The organism is Bdellovibrio svalbardensis, assembly GCF_029531655.1.
Classification (GTDB): Bacteria; Bdellovibrionota; Bdellovibrionia; order Bdellovibrionales; family Bdellovibrionaceae; genus Bdellovibrio; species Bdellovibrio svalbardensis.
In genome coordinates, this window is the sequence record NZ_JANRMI010000006.1 from 69,702 (window position 1) to 87,678 (window position 17,977).

The following is a 17,977-nucleotide window of genomic DNA, read 5'->3' on the forward strand; positions in this document are numbered from 1 at the left end:
CACTGGTCACATTGACCCTGGTCTAGGCCTTCAGTTCACTGAATTGTGTGAATTCTGAAGGAGCCAACGATGACCATTTCGCGCCGAGAGTTTCTAAATATTTCTGCCAAAGCTCTGGCTATTTCGTCGGCACTATCTACGCAAGCCTTCGGATCGGTTGCTGAGGCATTGGGCTCGCTCTTTACCGGCGACATTCCGATTTGTCAGCATATGACCAATGCCACGACTTCACAGTTCACCGTGCTGACCTTAGGCAAAATGCCCTATGCCTATCGCGTGCTGGATTCCCAGGGAAGGGATGTTCCTGTGCAGCTCTGGGATCATGCTACGCGAAAAGGTTTTGATTGCGGGATAGACAAGCTCTTTGTGCAAAACTTGCGTTCGGAGGAACGCTATCGCCTGCGGGTGATAGATAAAGACCGAGGGACTATTTTAGACGAGAGAATTTTCAAAGCCCTGCCTTTGACCACAAAGAAATCATTACGTTTTGCTTTGGTCAGCTGTATGGATGACATGTATTTCTATCAGCGTAAAAATATGTGGAGTCGGCTCTTTGCTCATCGTCCTGAAATGATTTTTGCCATTGGCGACACCGTCTATGCAGACACGTTCAGTGATGGAACCGCCGATGGCTTGTGGAAGCGATATTGCGAAACCCGCTCTTTGTTGCATCATTTTCGTCAGCCCTTTCTCATTCCAACCCTGGCAACCTGGGATGATCATGATTATGGCAAGAACAACGCCAATAAAAACTTTCATTTGAAAGAAGCAGCACGCCGGATATTTGATTTATTTTGGGGAAGTAGAGAAGTCGATGGATTCAAGCGGGGCTATGGTGTGAGTTCGATATTCACCGGCTTTGGGCAGCGTTTTTTCTTTATGGATGATAGATACTTCAGAGACGATCCTGGGTTGAGCAGAGGCCTGCATTGGGGCCGTGATCAACAAGAGGATTTCTTAGCGCGACTTGGAGAAAACAGCAAACCGAGTTGGATCCTCAATGGCAGTCAATATTTTGGAAACTACTACAAGCAAGAGTCGATGTTGAAAGATTATACGGCCAATCTCAAAGACGTGCTGAAGAAATTGTCTCAGATCTCAGCTCCCGTGATTTTAGGTTCGGGAGATATTCATTTCAGCGAGATTCTGGAACTGGAGCCGAGAATTCTTGGTTACAAGACGTTCGAGATCACCTCCAGCTCCATCCATAGCTTCGCGATTCCGCTGGGGGAGATCATGCGCAATGATCGTCGCGTTGAGTACTCCTGGCATCATAATTATCTCATTATCAACTCATCCGTTGTGGATGGGGGATTGAAAACTCTAACTCAATCTTATGGTCGATTTGGCCAAAATCTATTCACCCATCAAGGGCGCGTGATCAGATAAGGCCGGACAGTCATCCAGGTCTCACTTTGAGACAGGCAGAAGCTCTGTCCTTAAGGCGTGGGGCATCTTGGGCTTAAGGGGCTTTTTATTTCTATTAACGCGCATAGCTTACAACAAATATTGTTAAACTGGCCCGCGGAATTCGCTAAAATTCCGATAGGTACATATGCGCAAATTATTTATTCTTTCATTCTTATTGGTGACAGGTTGTGCGACGAAGTCGCGCGAGCCGGCGATGGTTGTTCCAGCGGGGGCTCTAGAGTTGAGCCAAGCTTTGCAACAGGGAGCTGCTCCGACTTTGGCGCAATTGCGAGCGCAGTCTTCAGTGCAGGGATTTGAAGGGCTGAATGGGAAAGATCCTGCAGCATCTTTGCCGCAGTCGTTAAAGGCTGAAAAGACCGTGCAGGTTTCTTCAAAAGAAAAAAACCAACAGCAACAGTATTTGAAGAAGTTCCGCAATTGGAGCCTTGCTAAAAAAACCAGTCGCGGACATCAACTGCTGGCAGATTTTGAATGCAGCAAAGCTGTTGAAAGTCAGGCCCTTGGTTTTTCTTTAGAGTTGGATTTCCCGGCAACAGAGGCCAGTGCGGTCTCACAAAATCTGCATGAAAAGATTCTGAGCTGTCCGGCAGTTTCAAAGAATGAAAGCCTATTCCGTTTGGCAGTTTTTTCTATTCAAAAAGGGGAGTGCCCGAAGGCCGAGGAATATTTGAATATGTTCCCAGCGAGTTCAGACCGCGGTGTGAATGATCGTTTGGCTTACTTACACAGCCTGTGCTCGTCCTCTAAAGAGGCAAGCAATAGAAACCCATGGGGTGGCTACGGCATTCTTTTGGAGGATGCAAATAAGTCTGAGCATATCAGACCTCAATGGTATCTATCGACCTCCAGCGGCTCAGAGGATTGGGATCGTTTGTTAGTTTCCTTCATTGAGCTGAATGAAAAAGGCAAAGCTGAAACAGTTAAGTATCTCGCAAGCAAGTTGAACTATGAAAAGTTCAGAAGCCTGCCTTTGCCATTCCAAACTTCAATGTTAGTCATGATGAGTTTCAGCGGCGCAGACCTGTCAGTCTTCCAGACGTTGCATCGCTATTTAGCAGACCATCCTGAAATGTTATCTCCATCGGTGGCTGGTCTTTTGTTCCCGGTTCGTTATTGGAAGGAAATTGTCGAGAACAGCAAGAGCGCCGATCCAGTATTGGTGAAAGCATTGATCAGACAAGAGAGTGCCTTCAACCCATCGGCGCGAAGTCGGGCAAAGGCATCAGGTCTGATGCAGCTCATTTATCCAACGGCACGAATCTTTGGTGTGAAACAGCCTAAGCAACTTTTAAGTCCTGGCGCAAATATTCACGCAGGTTCTGAGTTCCTGGCTCGACTGATCAATGAATTTGGTTCTGTTGAATTGGCGTTAGCTGCTTACAATGCAGGTCCTGGGATCGTTCGTCAGTGGCAAAAGCGCTATCCAACCAACAACATTGATCTATTTGTTGAAATGATCCCATACACGGAAACTCGCGAGTACGTGCGCTTGGTCACCCGTAATTACAAAGTTTATCAATCTATTCTTACCAAACCACAAGTATTGGGTGATTTGAACTATTGAATCACCCAGCCACCATCTGCAACCAAGGCCTGACCTGTAACGAAGGAGGCCTTGTCTGAATTCAACCAAAGTGCTGCCTCTGCAATTTCCTCCGGTGTTCCAAGTCGTCCCAAAGGGGTGGCCTGAATAAACTGTGATTTGCTTTCAGGTTCATGCTTTAGAAAGCGGTCAACCATAGGGGTTTGAATAACTCCGGGGCAGACTGCATTGACCCGAATGTTTTGTTTTGCATATTCCAGAGCGGCAACTTTAGTCAGCCCCAGGACTCCGTGTTTGCTGGCAACATAAGGTGCCATTTGTGTGAAGCCCACAATTCCTGCAATGGAAGAGCAATTCACGATCGAGCCGCCACCGGCTTTGGCCATATGAAAAAGTTCGTACTTCATGCACATCCAAACACCACGTAAGTTGACATTGATAACGCCGTCCCAATTTTCGTCTGTGGCGTCTTGAAAGGAACAGGCAAAGCCTTCGACTCCGGCATTGTTGAAGGCATATTGGATTCGACCAAATCTTTCGACCGCTGCGAAAAAGGCTTTATTGATGTCTCCATCAATAGTCACGTCACAACTGAAGGCCTCTGCTGGAACGTCGGTGCTGGATCGAATCAGAGATAGCGTTTCTCGCGCTCCTTCTTCTGAAACATCCACGACGGCAACAGGGATTCCCGCTTTCGCATATGTGATGGCAGTGGCTCTGCCAATGCCAGAACCTGCACCGGTAATAAAGGCGGCTCCATTTTTCATAAACTCTCCTTGTTGTACCAAGATTTCTCAAGGGCTACACGATCTTCTGGGTGTGCGATAGCGATCAAGGCCAGCGCCCGCTCGTGCAAAGTTTTTCCATAGAGATCTGCGATTCCATATTCAGTGACCACGTAGTGGACATGGGCTCTGGTTGTAACAACCCCCGCGCCGACTTTTAAGGTGGGGACGATGCGGGAGATTCCTTTGCGGGTTCTGCTGGTCAACGCAATGATGGGCTTTCCGCCAGGAGAGAGAGTGGCGCCACGCATGAAGTCCATTTGCCCTCCCACACCAGATATGATTTTTGAGCCCACAGAGTCGGCACAGATTTGTCCCGTCAGATCTATTTCCACCGCGGAGTTGATTGCAATCACCTTTGGATTTCGCGCAATCGTTGTCGGATTATTGACATAGCCAATATCCAATTGTTCGACACTGGGATTGTCATGGATAAAGTCATACAGAGCCTGGCTGCCGATGACAAAGCCCGAAACGGTTTTCCCAGCGTGAACTTTTTTTTGCGAGTTGTCGATGGCACCGCATTTGAGAAGTTCAAGAGCCCCATCGGACCACATTTCTGAATGCAACCCCAGATGCCTTCGGTCTTTCAAATTGGCCAAAGCTGCGTCTGGAATGCTGCCAATGCCAATTTGCAAGGTTGAACCATCTTCAATCAGATCTGCGATATATTTGCCAATGGCCAGCTCATCCTTACCCAAAGGGCCTGGTAAAGACTCCGGCAGAGGTTCGTCGATTTCAATGAAATGAGCAATGCGATCCATGTGAATAAACCCATCACCATGCACACGAGGCATTTTCTTGTTGATCTGAGCAATGATGATCTTTGCGGAATCAATGGCAGCCCGAGCCACGTCGACACTGGTCCCCAACGTACAGTAACCATGTATATCGGGAGGTGATACGTGGATAAGCGCGACATCCAAGGGCCTTTTGCCAGAGCGAAACAAGTTCGGAATTTCAGAAAGGAAGCAGGGGAGATAGTCGACCCGGCCCTCTTTCATTTTAGGGCGCATATTCGGTCCGACAAAAAGATTTGCCACTCTAAAACTGCCTGCGAATTTTTCATCGGCGTAGGTTGCCTGATCCATCGTATGTATATGAATGAGTTCCACATCTTTCAAACGAGGAGCATGCTCGACAAGAGCTTTGGTGAGTACCATGGGAGTCGCCGCGCCTCCGTGAATAAAGATTCGCTGATGTGATTGCACATATTGAAGGACATCGAAGGCATTGTTTGATTTCACAAGAACCGCCGATTTCTATTATGAATCTTTGGGGTTGGAAAATCTTGGATTTGCTTTCAATCAGGTTCAGACGCTGTCATTTGAGGGGAGCTTGTCTCCAATCTAAATTTGTGGATCATAAGATGGCGGCTCTGCGAAGGTCACGGCTTTCATTTTTTCAAGTTTCACGCGTTCGTTCATTTTCGGAATATAAACGGAAAAACCAATTTGATTGATAATACGATGCCCAAGTTCACTTGCAGCTGACGGTTCACCGTGGACTAAAAAAACTTTTTCGGGGCGCTGTCGGGCGGCTTTAACCCATTCTAAAAGTTCCTTCTGGTCGGCATGAGCCGAGAAAGAATCTGAAGTTATAACTTCAGCATTAATTTGGGTAAAGCGACCGTGGATTTTGACCTCAGTGCACCCATTGGCTAAAGCCCATCCCCGTGTGCCGGCACTTTGAAAACCAGCCAAAAGAATGATGTTGTTCTTATTATCGCCAAAGGCTTCGAGGTGGTAAAGAATACGCCCCCCGGAGAGCATGCCACTTGCCGCGATGATGATCATGGGACCCGATTTTTCATTCAGGGACCGGGACTCATCGGCGGATTTGATGAAGTGAACTTCCTTGAAGAGCTCTTCAATTTTCTGAGATGAAACTTTCAGCAAAGAGGCGTAGGTTCGATAAAGCCGAGTCACCTCTTGTCCCATCGGGGTGTTTAGATAGATGGGAATCTCTTTGGGGATTTGTCCACTATGGCGAAGTTCGATAAGCTCAATCAGTAAATTCTGGGAACGACCGATGGCAAAAGCGGGAATCAGCAGGATACTTTTACGTTGATGGATCTTGTTGACCAAATCACGAAGGACTTCTTTGCTGGCAGGGCCGCGATGAGGTCGGTCGCCATAGGTGGATTCCATGACGATATAGTCACAGGCACGAGGAAGCTCTGGCGGACGCATGATGGGATCTTGTTTTCTGCCGATATCACCTGAAAATAAGATACTGGTTTTGCGATAAGAAACCATGACAGAGGCGGCGCCAAGAATATGTCCCGCTTCAGAGAAATAAAATTCCAGATCTTTCAAAGCAAATTTCGTATGGAAAGGCTGATGTTTAAAAAGTGGAAAAGTCGCCTCAACATCCGTGGAGTCATACAGTGGCAGGGCAGGATGGTGTTTCGAAAAGCCATGCTTGTTGGCGTGAGCGGCGTCCTCCTCTTGAATCTTGGCCGCATCAAGAAGGACGACCTTCGCAAGCTCAATGGTGGCTTCGGTCCCATAGATCGGTCCTTGAAATCCACTTTTAACCAAACGTGGTAAATACCCACAGTGATCGAGATGGGCATGTGTGAGTATAACGGCGTCAATATGGGCAATATCAACGGGCAAGACATCCCAGTTTAGTACGCGAAACTCCTTCAGACCTTGAAACATCCCGCAATCAATCAAAACATTCGCTCGTTCAGAGCGAAGCAAGTATTTGGATCCTGTGACTGTTCCAGCTGCACCCAAAAAAGTAATCTCCATTAGAGAGTCTCCTTAGCGTTAAATAAAATATTAATTTGCGAGGCAAAAATTTTTCGATATAGCCGAATCTTGTCGTAGATTGGGTACCAATCAAAAAGAAAAACCTCCAGGGGTTTCCATAGGGAAACCCAGCCGAAGATCACGACGCCTTCGCGCAGAGATGTTTTGATAAAGTCCGACTCAATGTTTTGCAAAATTTGGGCGATGGATAAACACAGAAATAAAATGATCAAGCCAAACAGTAAAAAAAGACGTGCCATGCGCATGGTCCGTGTAAACTCCAGACGTTTGAGTTCGATTTGGTATTTGAAATAGGAATGGATGGCTGCGGAAATCTTTTCTTCATCAATTGTCGGGTGTCGTTCGTCGATATCAATCTGAATGCGAAAATACTTGGACCGGGTTTTACTTTCCTCGGCGCACGCGATCAGATAGTTTGCAAAGGAACTGTCTAGATCTCTTTCATGAAAGGGTGCCGGATCTCTTGAGTCGAAGAGCTGAGGCACCTCTTTGATGTGAATTTCTATGACATTCATAAGTCACCTTTAAATAGAACGAACAACCACGACAGGGACAGGTGAGGTCAGGCAGGCATTGCGAGCGGTGCTTCCCAGGAAGGATGTCAAAAGTTTGTTTCTGCTATGCGTACCCATGATTAAAAGATCGTAGTCACTTTCCAATTCGCGCTTTAGTTCTTTTTCTATTTCGCGTTCTTCTGTGACCACTTGGCCGGTTGTGACAATGCCGTCTTTTTTGAATTGGTCGACTCTTTTTGTGGTTTCTTCCCGGCCCCAGCGTTTCATCTCAGCAATTTGTTTGTCTAAAGAGTAAATCGGAATTCGACTGTGTAAGAATACCTCTTTGACATGCATGATTGCATCACCCACCGAGTGAAAGATGGTGACCCTTGCATCGGTGGACTTCGCCAACTTTCGGGCAAAATCTTCAGCGGGTTTGCTGGCAGATGTGAGGTCTGTCAGTAGCAGAATGCGTTGCTTTTTCCCCTTTGTGGCGAAGCCCGCTTTTTTTACTTTCGGACCTACCACGACGACAGGGACGGTGCTGTGTCTGATGACCTCTTCCGCCACACTGCCTAGAAATATTTTTCCTATTCCACTGAGCCCCCGGGTTCCAATGACAACCAGGTTTGGGGAATTTTTCTTGATCCACTTTAAGATTCCTTCGAGGGGATGGCCCGACTCGATATGGACTTCACTTTCAGGCGAAACCTTGTCGAGGTCTTCTTTCAACTGCGTAATCATCTGCGGGCTGCGCTTGTCCAGCGGAGCCAAGAGTTTTCTTTTTCGCAAATGCTCAGGAATGTCCTCAACATACAGAAAATGCAGCTGCGCCTCGAGAGCTTGGCAAAGATGAGCTGCTAGATTTCGCAGCTGATGGGATCTTTTTCTTCCCTTGACTGAGAGACTGCTAATGTCATCCGTGAGCAGAACTTTTGTAGGTGGCATAGACACTTCCTTCAGTATATTTTTTGATGAAAGGTCTTGGGGCTCAATAGAAATGAAGATGTTCTGTGTGATCGCATTGAGCCCGCTGTAATAAAACAGGTTTCAGTGAGTGTGGAATCAGGGGACAATATTTTCTTTATCCCGGGGGGAGTCTTTTGGGTCCACAAGGTTTAAGTCATGAAGAAGCCTTGAACCGCTTGAAAAGAGACGGCCTCAATGAATTGCCTTCGGTTAAACCACGCACATTTTTTCGACATCTATTGGAAATCTTAAAAGAGCCCATGAGCAGCCTGTTGGCGGCATGCGGAATTGTTTACGCCTTGATAGGTGATCGACAGGAAGCCTTTATTCTGATGGGTTTCTGGGCTTTAATTATTTTTATTACTCTGTATCAAGAGAGGAAGACCGAGAATGCTTTGACGGCCCTAAGGAGGCTGTCGAGCCCCAGAGCGTGGGTTATTCGGGATGGTGTGAAAACAAAAATTCCGGCGACAGAACTTGTCGTCGACGATCTTATTCAGTTGAGCGAAGGAGATATTGTCCCCGCTGATGCGATAGCTATTGAATCGCTCAATGTCCAGGCTGATGAATCGCTACTGACGGGGGAATCTTTCCCCGTAGAAAAAGATTTGCAATCCTCTGTTTGGGCGGGAACGACTTTGGTGCGTGGACAATTAATTGCACAAGTAGTGGCGACTGGTTTTCACACTAAAATGGGAAAAATTGGTGTGTTGCTGACGGCAGGTCGGTCTGAGGAAACATTGTTGAAATTGGAAAGTCGTCAGGTTGTGAAGCGTTTGTCCGTGGTGGCAATTCTTCTTTGTATTGTGACCGCCGTGGCTTATGCGCTCTTGTCCAAGAATGTGTTGGGCGGAATCTTAGTGGGCTTAACATTGGCAATGGCGATTCTGCCGAATGAATTACCTGCAGTTTTGACAATATTTCTAGCACTGGGGACCAGGCGGATTGCTCAGCGGAACGTTTTGACCCGCAGACTTCATGCCGTGGAAAATATTGGTGCCACGACTGTTCTGTGCGTGGATAAGACGGGCACGATCACATTGAATAAGATGGAAATTCAAGAAGTTCTATCGTTAGGCAGAGTTTCGCAATCCAAGGATGAAATAATACATATCGCTTCATTAGCATCGAATGCCTACTCATTTGACCCGATGGAACGTGCCATTGCCGAAGCTGATTCAAAATTTCAAATTGAAAATAAAAACATGGTGGGTAAGCTTGTCTTCCAGTTTTCCTTGTCTTCGCATTTCTTTGCTATGAGCAATGTTTGGCAACAGTCTCAGGGCGAGGTCCTTGTGGCCGCCAAGGGGGCTCCTGAGGCCGTTGTTCAGATTTCGCACCTGACCGAGTCAGAAAAAAAAGAAGTGTTTGTTGCGGTCGATAGTATGGCACAGAAGGGGCTTCGTATTTTAGCTGTGGCCTCGGCACCTTATAAGCAGAATGAGCTTCCCGCCGATCAGAAGGCCTTGCGTCTGCAATTATTGGGTTTAGTGGGATTTGCCGATCCCGTGCGCTCCGGAGTCAAAGAATCCATCGCTCTTTGCAGCGAAGCCGGAGTGCGGGTGATGATGATGACGGGGGATCATTCAAAGACGGCCTCTATCATTGCCCAACAGATTGGCTTGCAGAATCCACAGGCGATTCTCAGTGGAAAAGAAATGGAGCGGATGTCGGATGAGGAACTGGCCTTTCAACTGACAAGGACAAACTGTTTTGCCAGAATGATTCCCGAGCAGAAGTTGCGAATTGTACAGATCCTGCAAGGGCAAGGTGAGGTCGTTGCCATGACAGGAGATGGGGTTAACGACGGTCCAGCCTTGATGGCCGCGCAGATCGGAATTGCCATGGGACTCAAAGGAACCGATGTGGCCCGAGAAGCGGCTTCGATGGTTTTAGTGGATGATGATTTTACCTCTATTGTGCAGGGTATTCGCACAGGGCGGGGAATCTATGATAACTTGCAAGCTGCTGCCGGCTATCTTCTGGCGATTCATATTCCCATTATGGGTATTTCAATACTTCCCGTATTCTTAAACTTACCCTTGGTGCTTATGCCGGTTCATGTTGCCTTTTTACATCTCATTATTGAGCCGGCCTGTTCTTTGGTTTTTGAATCGGAGCCATTGGCCGAAGATGTCATGAAACGAAAACCCAGAAATCGAAATGAAAAGTTTTTTTCCAGAAAGCTGATTGTGCCCAGTGTGCTGCAGGGAGTTTTTATCTATGTCATTATATTGGCGGTATTTCTGGTTTCTCTGAAACGGGGACTTGGGGAGCTGGATGCGAGGACGCTCACTTTTACGACACTTATATTTGCCAACATGGGGCTGATCTTTATAAATCGTTCTTGGAATCGCAGCTTGTATCAAGAACTGCGAGTGAAGAACGATGCTTTATGGTGGGTGATAGCGGGGTCGCTCATAATTTTGTTTTTGGTTCTCTATGTTCCACCATTGAGAACGCTTTTTCGGTTTTCATTTCTGCATCCACTGGATTTGGGGCTGGCATTGAGTAGTGCATTTATAAGCATAGTCTGGTTTGAGTTTTGGAAGGCTCGTCGGTCATGAGTTCTATCACAGGGAAGGTGAGAGGAATTCTATAAGTGACATTGAGTCAGCACACCAGCGCCTCATATTCTCAATTTGAAACAGGACCTTTTCCGAATCTGAAATGACTCTCAAAAAATATCAATCAATCATGACGGCCATCAGCTTGTTTTCTGTTGCTTGGTGTGAAACTGGAGCTGGAGAAAATACTAATAGGACGTTAGAGAGGATCAGGTTATGGAAAAGAAGGCTTCGGTATTCTCAGGAATTCGCGCAAAACTTTTAGTGTTGGTTTTGCTGCCAATTGCATTTTTTGCGGCTCTTTCATTTGTCTCGATATTGGCTTTGCATAAGCAGCAACATGAAGCCAATATGATTGCCAAAGATCGATTGCCCAAGACGGAGTCGATCTTGTTGATTCGGGTTCACGCCAATGCCTTAATGCGATTTATATGGACGAGCGCCGCTATCTCCGACGCAAAGATTCGTGAAGAAAAAATTAAGGAAGTGGAATCTCGCTATGACCTTTTAAAGGAAGAGGTTAAGAAGTTTTCAAGCTTTCATTTATCCCCTGAAATGCGCAGTGACTTTGAAACGGTTCTAAAAGACACCGAGAACATTGGTGTGCCGCTGGAACGCTCTTTGGCGTTACTTCGAAAAAATGATATCGCATCAGATAAAGAAGCAACTTCGATCATCTTCTCAGAAATGGTTCCTAAAATATTCGATCTCAGTCGAAACGTAGAGAAGGGAACGAATCTTTTAAACACGCAAGTAAAAGCAGAGATTGAGGCGGGAGATGCGGCGGCGGAGATGGGGCAGAATTCTGTAATTCTTCTGAGTATCTTTGGCGGCATTGGTCTGTTGATCTATGGATTGTTCATGTCATCTAAGTTGTATTCATCTTTATCGAAAATTTCGAATTCCATCTCTGAGACCCAAGGTCAAGTGATGGAGGCGAGTGGACAATTGGCAAGTGCCAGCCATCAAGCTTCTTCTGGTTCAACACAGGCGGCAAGCGCACTCGAAGAGACTGTGGCATCTATTGAAGAGCTCACCAGTATGGTGAAGATCAACGCTGATAACTCTAAATCGGCTTCGAGCTTGTCTCTGGCAAGTATTCAGTCTGCCCAGGATGGTGAGAAGGAAATACGTAATTTGATTGAGTCCATGCATGATATCTCTGCAAGTTCGAAAAAGATCGAAGAGATCATCAATGTTATCGATGATATTGCTTTCCAGACAAATCTGTTGGCACTTAATGCCTCTGTGGAAGCGGCTCGCGCGGGTGAACATGGTCGTGGTTTCGCAGTCGTGGCGGAGGCTGTTCGTTCGTTGTCACAAAGAAGTGCCTCAGCAGCAAAGGATATCAATCAGCTGATTAAAGACAGTGTGAGCAAAGTGGACAATGGATCCTCCATTGCCGATCGCAGCGAAGTGCTGTTGCAGAATATTCTAACTTCCGTCAAAAAAGTGGCGGATTTGAATAATGAAATTGCCGCAGCCAGCAGCGAACAGGCTGAAGGTATTTCCCAAATTACCAAAGCGATGACTGAACTGGATATTTCCGTGCAGCAAAATGCGCAGGCATCCGAGGAAGTTGCTCAGTTTTCTGAAAAGATGGCGCATCAAGCGGGTGTGCTTGAAGGTTCCGTGTCTCAATTGCATGCTATTTTGCAAGGAACTGCTCGCGGCAGTGCAGACTCCAAAGAGATCTCTTTGAAGACCGCTCCTTCTGTAAAAAATGTGAAACCGCAGTTGAGGGTCGTCAAAGCGAAGTCGCCATCGCCGAAAAAAGTTCAGGCAACCAGCCAAGTTATTCCTTTTGATGATGATCTTGCAGAGTCTGAACGTCGTTCAGTTGGCGATACTAGTGGATTCTAGTAGGCAAGTATTCTAACAAGGAATCGTTATTTGATTGAGCCGGGAGAACAAGGGCGAAGAAACTATTGTCATTGAAATTCTAAACAAGGAATAGAAATGAAAAATCTCTTTCTCGTTCTCCTTTTGGCTTTTACCGGTTTTCATTCTTGGGCAGAGGCAAAAGAAGTCCTTCTTGATGTTAGAACACCCGAAGAGTATTCCGAAGGGCACATTCCCCAGGCCATTAACATCGACGTTAAAAATCAAAATTTTAAAACAGAAGTCGCTAAGTTGGACCGTGAGGACAGCTACAAGGTTTATTGTCGCTCTGGCAAGCGCTCCCAACAGGCCGTTGGCATCATGAAGGATCTCGGGTTTAAGCATTTGGAAAACCTGGGTGGGCTGGAAGAAGCCAAGAAAGCATTAAAAGTTGAGACTTTGACGAAGTAGATGTTTGTCACTTGTCATGTAGCTTCTAAAGCTGAGAAAATCTATACTGAATCATGTTTTTAAGAACACAGCATTTTAGACTAGTGGTTTTAGGAATTCTCAGCACCGTGCTTTTGGGAGCTTGCTCGACTATGGAGTCCACAACGGAAAATAAGGAACCTCTTCACACCGTCACCCACGTTGATATTCCAAAGTTCATGGGAGACTGGTATGTCATCGCCAATATTCCAACCTTTGTCGAAGAAGGTGCAACAAATGCCATCGAAAGTTATAGCTGGAATGAGAAAGAGCAACGAATCGATGTTGATTTCCGCTACAACAAACTCACCCCTGAGGGGGAGTTGAAGAAATATCCACAAAAAGCCTGGATCTACGATAAAAAAACCAATGCCGAATGGCGAGTGCAACCATGGTGGCCCTTGAAGTTTGCCTATCTGGTGATCGATCTGGCCCCCGATTACTCTTACACGGTGATTGGTGTGCCAAGCAGAAAGTATGTGTGGATCATGGCTAGGAACTCCACCCTGGATAAAGCCGTGTATCAGCAGATTTTGGCGCGATTAGAGAATCTGGGGTACGACATCTCTAAGATTCAAAAAGTTCCGCAAGTGTGGTTCAAAAAATAAGGCAGATGCCCAAAGATCAGTGATTACCGCTCTTTGGGGCATTTGCCCAATGGTCAAATAAGCTGAAAAACCGAATACTGTGAGCATGAAAAGGAGATCTTATGAACTTTGCCCATGTCCATCTCATCATGAATCACATTCCGGTAGTTGGAATTCCGGTGGCCCTCGTGTTTTTGGCTTACGGAATTTTTGTCGGAAATCTATCAGCCCGCCGCTTCGCGCTCTTGGTTTTGATTGGTCTGGCAGCGATGGTTTTGCCGGTTTACTTTACTGGGGAACCGGCAGAAGAAGTCATCGAGCATTTGCCTGGTGTGGCGGAGTCATTTATTGAGTCCCATGAAGATGCTGCGAAGGTGTCCTTGGTTTTGACTTTAGTCTCTGGCGCTCTTGCTGCAGTCGCACTGGTCTTTCAGAAGGATGACAAGAAAGGGCGGCCCATGAACTTTGCGGTTTTGGGAGTTGCAGGTTTGGCCGTGATAAGTTTAGCTTATACAGCGAACTTAGGCGGAAAGATCAGGCACACGGAACTTCGAGCCGACGGTGGCGCCCAAGTGGAATCCGGGCCGTCGGAAATTAAAAAGGAAGATAAAGATAATGATTGAAGAGTCTCTGTCCAAAAATGAACGCCGCTATTTGGCGGCGATATTGGTTTTGATCTTCGTATTTGTTGGGGCCGACCTTATCACGGATTCGCAGCAGGGGGTTAGTTGGCCCCATTTATCGACCGAACTGACAGTGGCTTTGATTGCAGGTTTTGGATTCTTTCTTTTGATGAAAGACTCTTTCCGCAAATCTCATGAACTGGTGCAATCAGGTGAGCGTATTTTGCAGAAAGAAAAAGAAGCAGAGTTGTGGAAGGCTGAATCCCAGAAATACATTCAAGGTCTTAGTGATTCTATTGACGCACAGTTAGTGCGTTGGTCGCTCACGCCTTCTGAAAAAGAAGTGGCGCTGTTAATATTGAAAGGCTTGAGCTCTAAGGAAATTGCAGAGATACGTCAAACTTCTGAAAAAACAGTTCGTGCTCAATCTGTTTCGATCTATTCAAAATCAGGATTGGCCGGCAAGTCTGAATTGGCGGCATTCTTTCTGGAAGATTTATTTTAAACCGACGTGCCGAAAATCGATCCTATTCCGGCAGTCAAGGCCATCGCAAATGCTCCCCAGAAGCCGACGCGAAGTGCGCCTTTCCATATGTTGGCGCCACCAACCTTCGCAGCTAAAATTCCTAAAAGAATCAAAAAAATCAAAGAGGCTGCAGACACCCAAATAATGAGGTGCGACGGAGTGGCGATCAGCACCATGACCAACGGAAGAGCTGCGCCAACCGAAAAAGCTCCCGCAGAAGCCAATGCTGCTTGAATAGGACGTGCGGTCAGAGCTTCAGTGATCCCAAGCTCTTCGCGTGCATGAGTGGCCAGTGCATCGTGTTCCATCAACTGGAGGGCCACTTGTTTGGCAAGTTCTGGAGTTACACCTCGCTGCACATAAATCTGTGCAAGCTCGTCACGTTCGAATTCAACGTTATTGGCAAGCTCCTCCTTCTCTCGAGAGAGATCGGCTTGTTCAGTGTCGGCTTGAGAGCTTACGGAAACATATTCTCCCGCCGCCATCGACATGGCTCCCGCGACCAATCCCGCGATGCCCGTGATGAGAATGTTTTGATGGGATGAGTTTGCGGCAGCGACCCCCACGATGAGGCTGGCCGTTGATACGATTCCATCATTGGCCCCCAAGACAGCGGCTCTGAGCCAGCCTGTATGTTGTGAGCGATGCATTTCCGGCGGAATAATGATTTTAGCCATAGGGCTTTAGCTTAATTAAGATTCTGTCCGATCGTCAATCGGGCATATCAATAAGACGTCAATGCGAAGTTTGGATGCTGCCAAAGATCAGTTGGAAATAGGAATGGTTTTGATTAACTCAACAGTTCCCACTTTTGACTCTGTAAATCTCGTCTGCAGGCCTAGGGTGGTCGGAGAGAGCTCAATCAAACCGATAGATTCGACATAGTCTTGGTAAATATAATTTCGTCCCGTAGGGTTTGGTTGTTCTGTCTGGTCGTTAATTAATAACCAGCTTGAATCTGCCTGCAGTTTCATAAGCTTATTGTCGTTCATAAGAACAAAGATCTTGTCGTTGCTGGTAACCAGCATGTCTTTTGGAGTGCCCGTATTCATGATTGTGGTCCAAGTTGTTCCACCGTCTATACTTTTTTGAATTTGCGTAACTTGTCTTAAATAAATAGCTCCACTCGAATCAAAAGAAATTTGTTCATAAGAATTATCAGTCGTATTGGATTCACGTCGAACCTCTGTCCAATTCACACCGCCATCAGTGGATTTATAAAGCACGCGCTCGGCTTGATTGGAGGCGTTTGTTTCTTTTCCGGAAAGCCAAAGCGTGTTGTCACTGCTGACCTTGAGATCAACCATATAAAAGGCCTTGTAAGCCGCATTCAGCGGGAATGTTTTGACGGTGCTCCAACTGCCACCACCAACAGTGCCTTTGCGAATCTCAACGTAGCCCTTACTGACTCCGGTGTTGTAATAGAAAGCTCCGTAGTAGGGAACATTGTTCTTATCCACGACGAAGCGACCTTGGCTTTGCCATGTGATGGGGTCGTTCGGGTAGGTAGGGTGAATGTAGACTTCCACGTTAGACCAAGTTTGCCCGTTGTCGGTACTTTTGCGTACTCGTGACGAATGATCTGTATATCCAACACCATAGGAATAGATATTTCCCAGCTGATCATAGGCGGCATCGTAAGAGGTTAAATTATTGCTCGGATCTACATAGAGATCTGGATATGTCCAAGTCTGTCCTTGATCTGAGCTGATGCCAGCAAACCACGGAGATTTTTGAACGGTACGACTGTAGTTGCCCGCATAACCCACGGTGAGAAAGTTTCCGGATGGCAGAATTAGAAGCTTGCTTATTTCATTGTAGAATTTTTCGGTGTAGACAAGGAAATCCTTTTCTGTCCAAGAGGCGCCGCTGTTGCTTGAGAAGAAATGAGTTGCATAGTTTTGAGCGGCATTAATTGCATGCACACCGTTGGCATTATCTTGGAATAAAAGACAACCATTCGCATATTCTTCAGTTTTGAGGGTGGTCGCAGACCAAGTGGTGCCACCATCGGTGCTGCGGGCAAGTTTAGCATCTCTAGGTCCAAAGCCTGCTGGGATATAAGTTCCCATCGCTAGCATGTCGCCGTTGTTGAGGACTTCAAATTCGCCGGCCTGAGTGCTGGCTCCGGCGTTGTAAACTTGAGTCCAACTGACTCCACCGTCTGTAGTTCTTTTGATATTCCAGGTAGCGCCAAATCTTGAATTCAGAAAGGCCGTGTTGCTATCGACGATACTCAGCTCACCAAATGTCTGATAGTTGCTGGCGGTTGCAGTGCCGAAGTTGACACCCATACTATTGAAAATCCAAGATCCCGCGTAAGTGCCTTTATAAAGGACGGCATTATTAGATGCATTGGCGCCGATCAACCAGATTGAATTGTCGGGCGCCACCCTGATGTGAAGGATTTTACTGCTGTAGTTATTTACATCTTGAGAATAGATTATCGACCAGGTTTGGCCCTGATCTTGGCTTTCTTTCAGAACCCAACGAGCGATGCCACCGGCGCCGAAATGATCAGAGCCAGCCGCATACACATATCCAGTTGTCGGTGAAACCGTGATGGATTGGCATGCGCTGTCCGTACTGGCGGATGAATCCAAATCAGCAGTTTGCCAAGTCGTACCCGCATTTGCAGATCTTCGGATATACCAGCGATTGTCTGAACCATTATCGTAGTCCCATTGATAGCCGCAGTAGTAGACATTGCTGCCTTGGCTGGCCATGGCCAGGATATGCGCTTCGCCATGGTTATAAGGCTGGTAATTATCCACAACCGACCAATTGAGCCCATTGTCAGTGCTGCAGTTGATGACAGACCACTCCCAAGCACCCGCAGAGTCGATGACGATAGTTCCAATAAACATCTTTCCATCGGCTAACTTTGTACCCGATGTGGGATAATTTTGATCCCCATAAGTCTGTGGGGTCTCAATGACAAAAGACTCATCAACTCCATTAATCTTGATCGGAATCTGTTGCGTGCCACCGTCGGAATTAGTTGCGATGAGTTGGACCGTTTTGCTGTTTAGATTTTTCGGAAAGATCAAAGAGTCGGTATTTGAATCGTAGTAGCCGTCGGGGCTGGAGAATACTATTCCTGCAGTGGTGCTGGCGTTAAACAACGAACTTAAAGGAGCTGATTCTCCTGAGTAGAAAGCTGATTTTGAAATTGTCAGGTTTGGAGAGACAGCGCCGATCTTGGAACTAAAATTAATATCAATGAGTTTTGCGTCCATCTGGCAACAGGCCAGAAGCGGCGCTACTAATGATAAAAAGAATACGTTCCGTAATTGTTTCACATTTACTGATCGGTGATTTTCCGGATACTCTTAAGGCTTCTCGGGTTTTCATCTCAT

General features: G+C 46.6%; 15 protein-coding genes. 8 read left to right on the forward strand and 7 right to left on the reverse strand.

The features are described 5' to 3' along the window. Positions 1-69 precede the first annotated feature (69 nt). Entirely contained in the window at positions 70-1,389 is a 1,320-nt protein-coding gene (locus tag NWE73_RS17245) for an alkaline phosphatase D family protein (RefSeq protein WP_277579608.1), read from the forward strand. A gap of 166 nt (positions 1,390-1,555) precedes the next feature. Continuing rightward, entirely contained in the window at positions 1,556-2,995 is a 1,440-nt protein-coding gene (locus NWE73_RS17250) for a lytic transglycosylase domain-containing protein (protein ID WP_277579609.1), read from the forward strand. Here NWE73_RS17250 and NWE73_RS17255 read toward each other — a convergent pair. The 5 genes from NWE73_RS17255 to NWE73_RS17275 form a co-directional block, all read right to left on the reverse strand. Beyond that, entirely contained in the window at positions 2,989-3,741 is a 753-nt protein-coding gene (locus NWE73_RS17255; RefSeq protein WP_277579610.1) for a glucose 1-dehydrogenase, read from the reverse strand. The two genes, NWE73_RS17250 and NWE73_RS17255, sit on opposite strands and share 7 nt — an antisense overlap. After that, on the reverse strand, positions 3,738-5,006 hold the full coding sequence (locus NWE73_RS17260; protein WP_277579611.1) for an acetyl-CoA hydrolase/transferase family protein: 1,269 nt from the start codon (positions 5,004-5,006) through the stop codon (positions 3,738-3,740). The genes NWE73_RS17255 and NWE73_RS17260 overlap by 4 nt, the downstream gene beginning before the upstream one ends. A gap of 102 nt (positions 5,007-5,108) precedes the next feature. Next, positions 5,109-6,518, reverse strand: a complete 1,410-nt coding sequence (locus tag NWE73_RS17265; RefSeq protein WP_277579612.1) for an MBL fold metallo-hydrolase RNA specificity domain-containing protein — start codon at positions 6,516-6,518, stop codon at positions 5,109-5,111. Beyond that, entirely contained in the window at positions 6,518-7,054 is a 537-nt protein-coding gene (locus tag NWE73_RS17270) for a hypothetical protein (protein WP_277579613.1), read from the reverse strand. Before NWE73_RS17270 ends, NWE73_RS17265 begins: the two co-directional genes overlap by 1 nt. Before the next feature lie 9 nt (positions 7,055-7,063). Further along, positions 7,064-7,984: a universal stress protein gene (locus NWE73_RS17275; protein WP_277579614.1), complete on the reverse strand. Its 921-nt coding sequence runs from the start codon at positions 7,982-7,984 to the stop codon at positions 7,064-7,066. A gap of 155 nt (positions 7,985-8,139) precedes the next feature. Here NWE73_RS17275 and NWE73_RS17280 point away from each other — a divergent pair, with 155 nt between their 5' ends. The 6 genes from NWE73_RS17280 to NWE73_RS17305 all read left to right on the forward strand — a co-directional run bounded on the left by NWE73_RS17280 (position 8,140) and on the right by NWE73_RS17305 (position 14,597). Continuing rightward, positions 8,140-10,572 (forward strand): cation-translocating P-type ATPase, encoded by a 2,433-nt coding sequence (locus tag NWE73_RS17280; RefSeq protein ID WP_277579615.1) that lies wholly within the window; start codon positions 8,140-8,142, stop codon positions 10,570-10,572. Positions 10,573-10,788: 216 nt separating this feature from the next. Next, the gene (locus NWE73_RS17285) at positions 10,789-12,435 is read left to right on the forward strand and encodes a methyl-accepting chemotaxis protein (RefSeq protein ID WP_277579616.1); all 1,647 of its coding nucleotides are present in this window, start codon (positions 10,789-10,791) and stop codon (positions 12,433-12,435) included. Between the two features lie 96 nt (positions 12,436-12,531). Beyond that, complete coding sequence (locus tag NWE73_RS17290) at positions 12,532-12,864, forward strand: rhodanese-like domain-containing protein (protein WP_277579617.1); 333 nt, start codon at positions 12,532-12,534, stop codon at positions 12,862-12,864. Between the two features lie 53 nt (positions 12,865-12,917). Further along, complete coding sequence (locus NWE73_RS17295) at positions 12,918-13,490, forward strand: lipocalin family protein (protein ID WP_277579618.1); 573 nt, start codon at positions 12,918-12,920, stop codon at positions 13,488-13,490. 101 nt (positions 13,491-13,591) lie between these two features. Next, entirely contained in the window at positions 13,592-14,092 is a 501-nt protein-coding gene (locus NWE73_RS17300; RefSeq protein WP_277579619.1) for a hypothetical protein, read from the forward strand. Further along, complete coding sequence (locus NWE73_RS17305; RefSeq protein ID WP_277579620.1) at positions 14,085-14,597, forward strand: helix-turn-helix transcriptional regulator; 513 nt, start codon at positions 14,085-14,087, stop codon at positions 14,595-14,597. Before NWE73_RS17300 ends, NWE73_RS17305 begins: the two co-directional genes overlap by 8 nt. Here the strand turns inward: NWE73_RS17305 and NWE73_RS17310 are convergent. After that, positions 14,594-15,295: a VIT1/CCC1 transporter family protein gene (locus NWE73_RS17310; protein ID WP_277579621.1), complete on the reverse strand. Its 702-nt coding sequence runs from the start codon at positions 15,293-15,295 to the stop codon at positions 14,594-14,596. The two genes, NWE73_RS17305 and NWE73_RS17310, sit on opposite strands and share 4 nt — an antisense overlap. 87 nt (positions 15,296-15,382) lie before the next feature. Further along, positions 15,383-17,857: a sialidase family protein gene (locus NWE73_RS17315; protein ID WP_277579622.1), complete on the reverse strand. Its 2,475-nt coding sequence runs from the start codon at positions 17,855-17,857 to the stop codon at positions 15,383-15,385. Positions 17,858-17,977 lie beyond the last annotated feature (120 nt).

Bases quoted from the DNA above. Each gene is read 5' to 3' on its own strand.
- NWE73_RS17245 (WP_277579608.1), top strand. From the start codon at position 70: ATGACCATTTCGCGCCGAGAGTTTCTAAATATTTCTGCCAAAGCTCTG.
- NWE73_RS17250 (WP_277579609.1), top strand. From the start codon at position 1,556: ATGCGCAAATTATTTATTCTTTCATTCTTATTGGTGACAGGTTGTGCG.
- NWE73_RS17255 (WP_277579610.1), bottom strand. From the start codon at position 3,741: ATGAAAAATGGAGCCGCCTTTATTACCGGTGCAGGTTCTGGCATTGGC.
- NWE73_RS17265 (WP_277579612.1), bottom strand. From the start codon at position 6,518: ATGGAGATTACTTTTTTGGGTGCAGCTGGAACAGTCACAGGATCCAAA.
- NWE73_RS17270 (WP_277579613.1), bottom strand. From the start codon at position 7,054: ATGAATGTCATAGAAATTCACATCAAAGAGGTGCCTCAGCTCTTCGAC.
- NWE73_RS17275 (WP_277579614.1), bottom strand. From the start codon at position 7,984: ATGCCACCTACAAAAGTTCTGCTCACGGATGACATTAGCAGTCTCTCA.
- NWE73_RS17285 (WP_277579616.1), top strand. From the start codon at position 10,789: ATGGAAAAGAAGGCTTCGGTATTCTCAGGAATTCGCGCAAAACTTTTA.
- NWE73_RS17290 (WP_277579617.1), top strand. From the start codon at position 12,532: ATGAAAAATCTCTTTCTCGTTCTCCTTTTGGCTTTTACCGGTTTTCAT.
- NWE73_RS17295 (WP_277579618.1), top strand. From the start codon at position 12,918: ATGTTTTTAAGAACACAGCATTTTAGACTAGTGGTTTTAGGAATTCTC.
- NWE73_RS17300 (WP_277579619.1), top strand. From the start codon at position 13,592: ATGAACTTTGCCCATGTCCATCTCATCATGAATCACATTCCGGTAGTT.
- NWE73_RS17305 (WP_277579620.1), top strand. From the start codon at position 14,085: ATGATTGAAGAGTCTCTGTCCAAAAATGAACGCCGCTATTTGGCGGCG.
- NWE73_RS17310 (WP_277579621.1), bottom strand. From the start codon at position 15,295: ATGGCTAAAATCATTATTCCGCCGGAAATGCATCGCTCACAACATACA.
- NWE73_RS17315 (WP_277579622.1), bottom strand. From the start codon at position 17,857: ATGGACGCAAAACTCATTGATATTAATTTTAGTTCCAAGATCGGCGCT.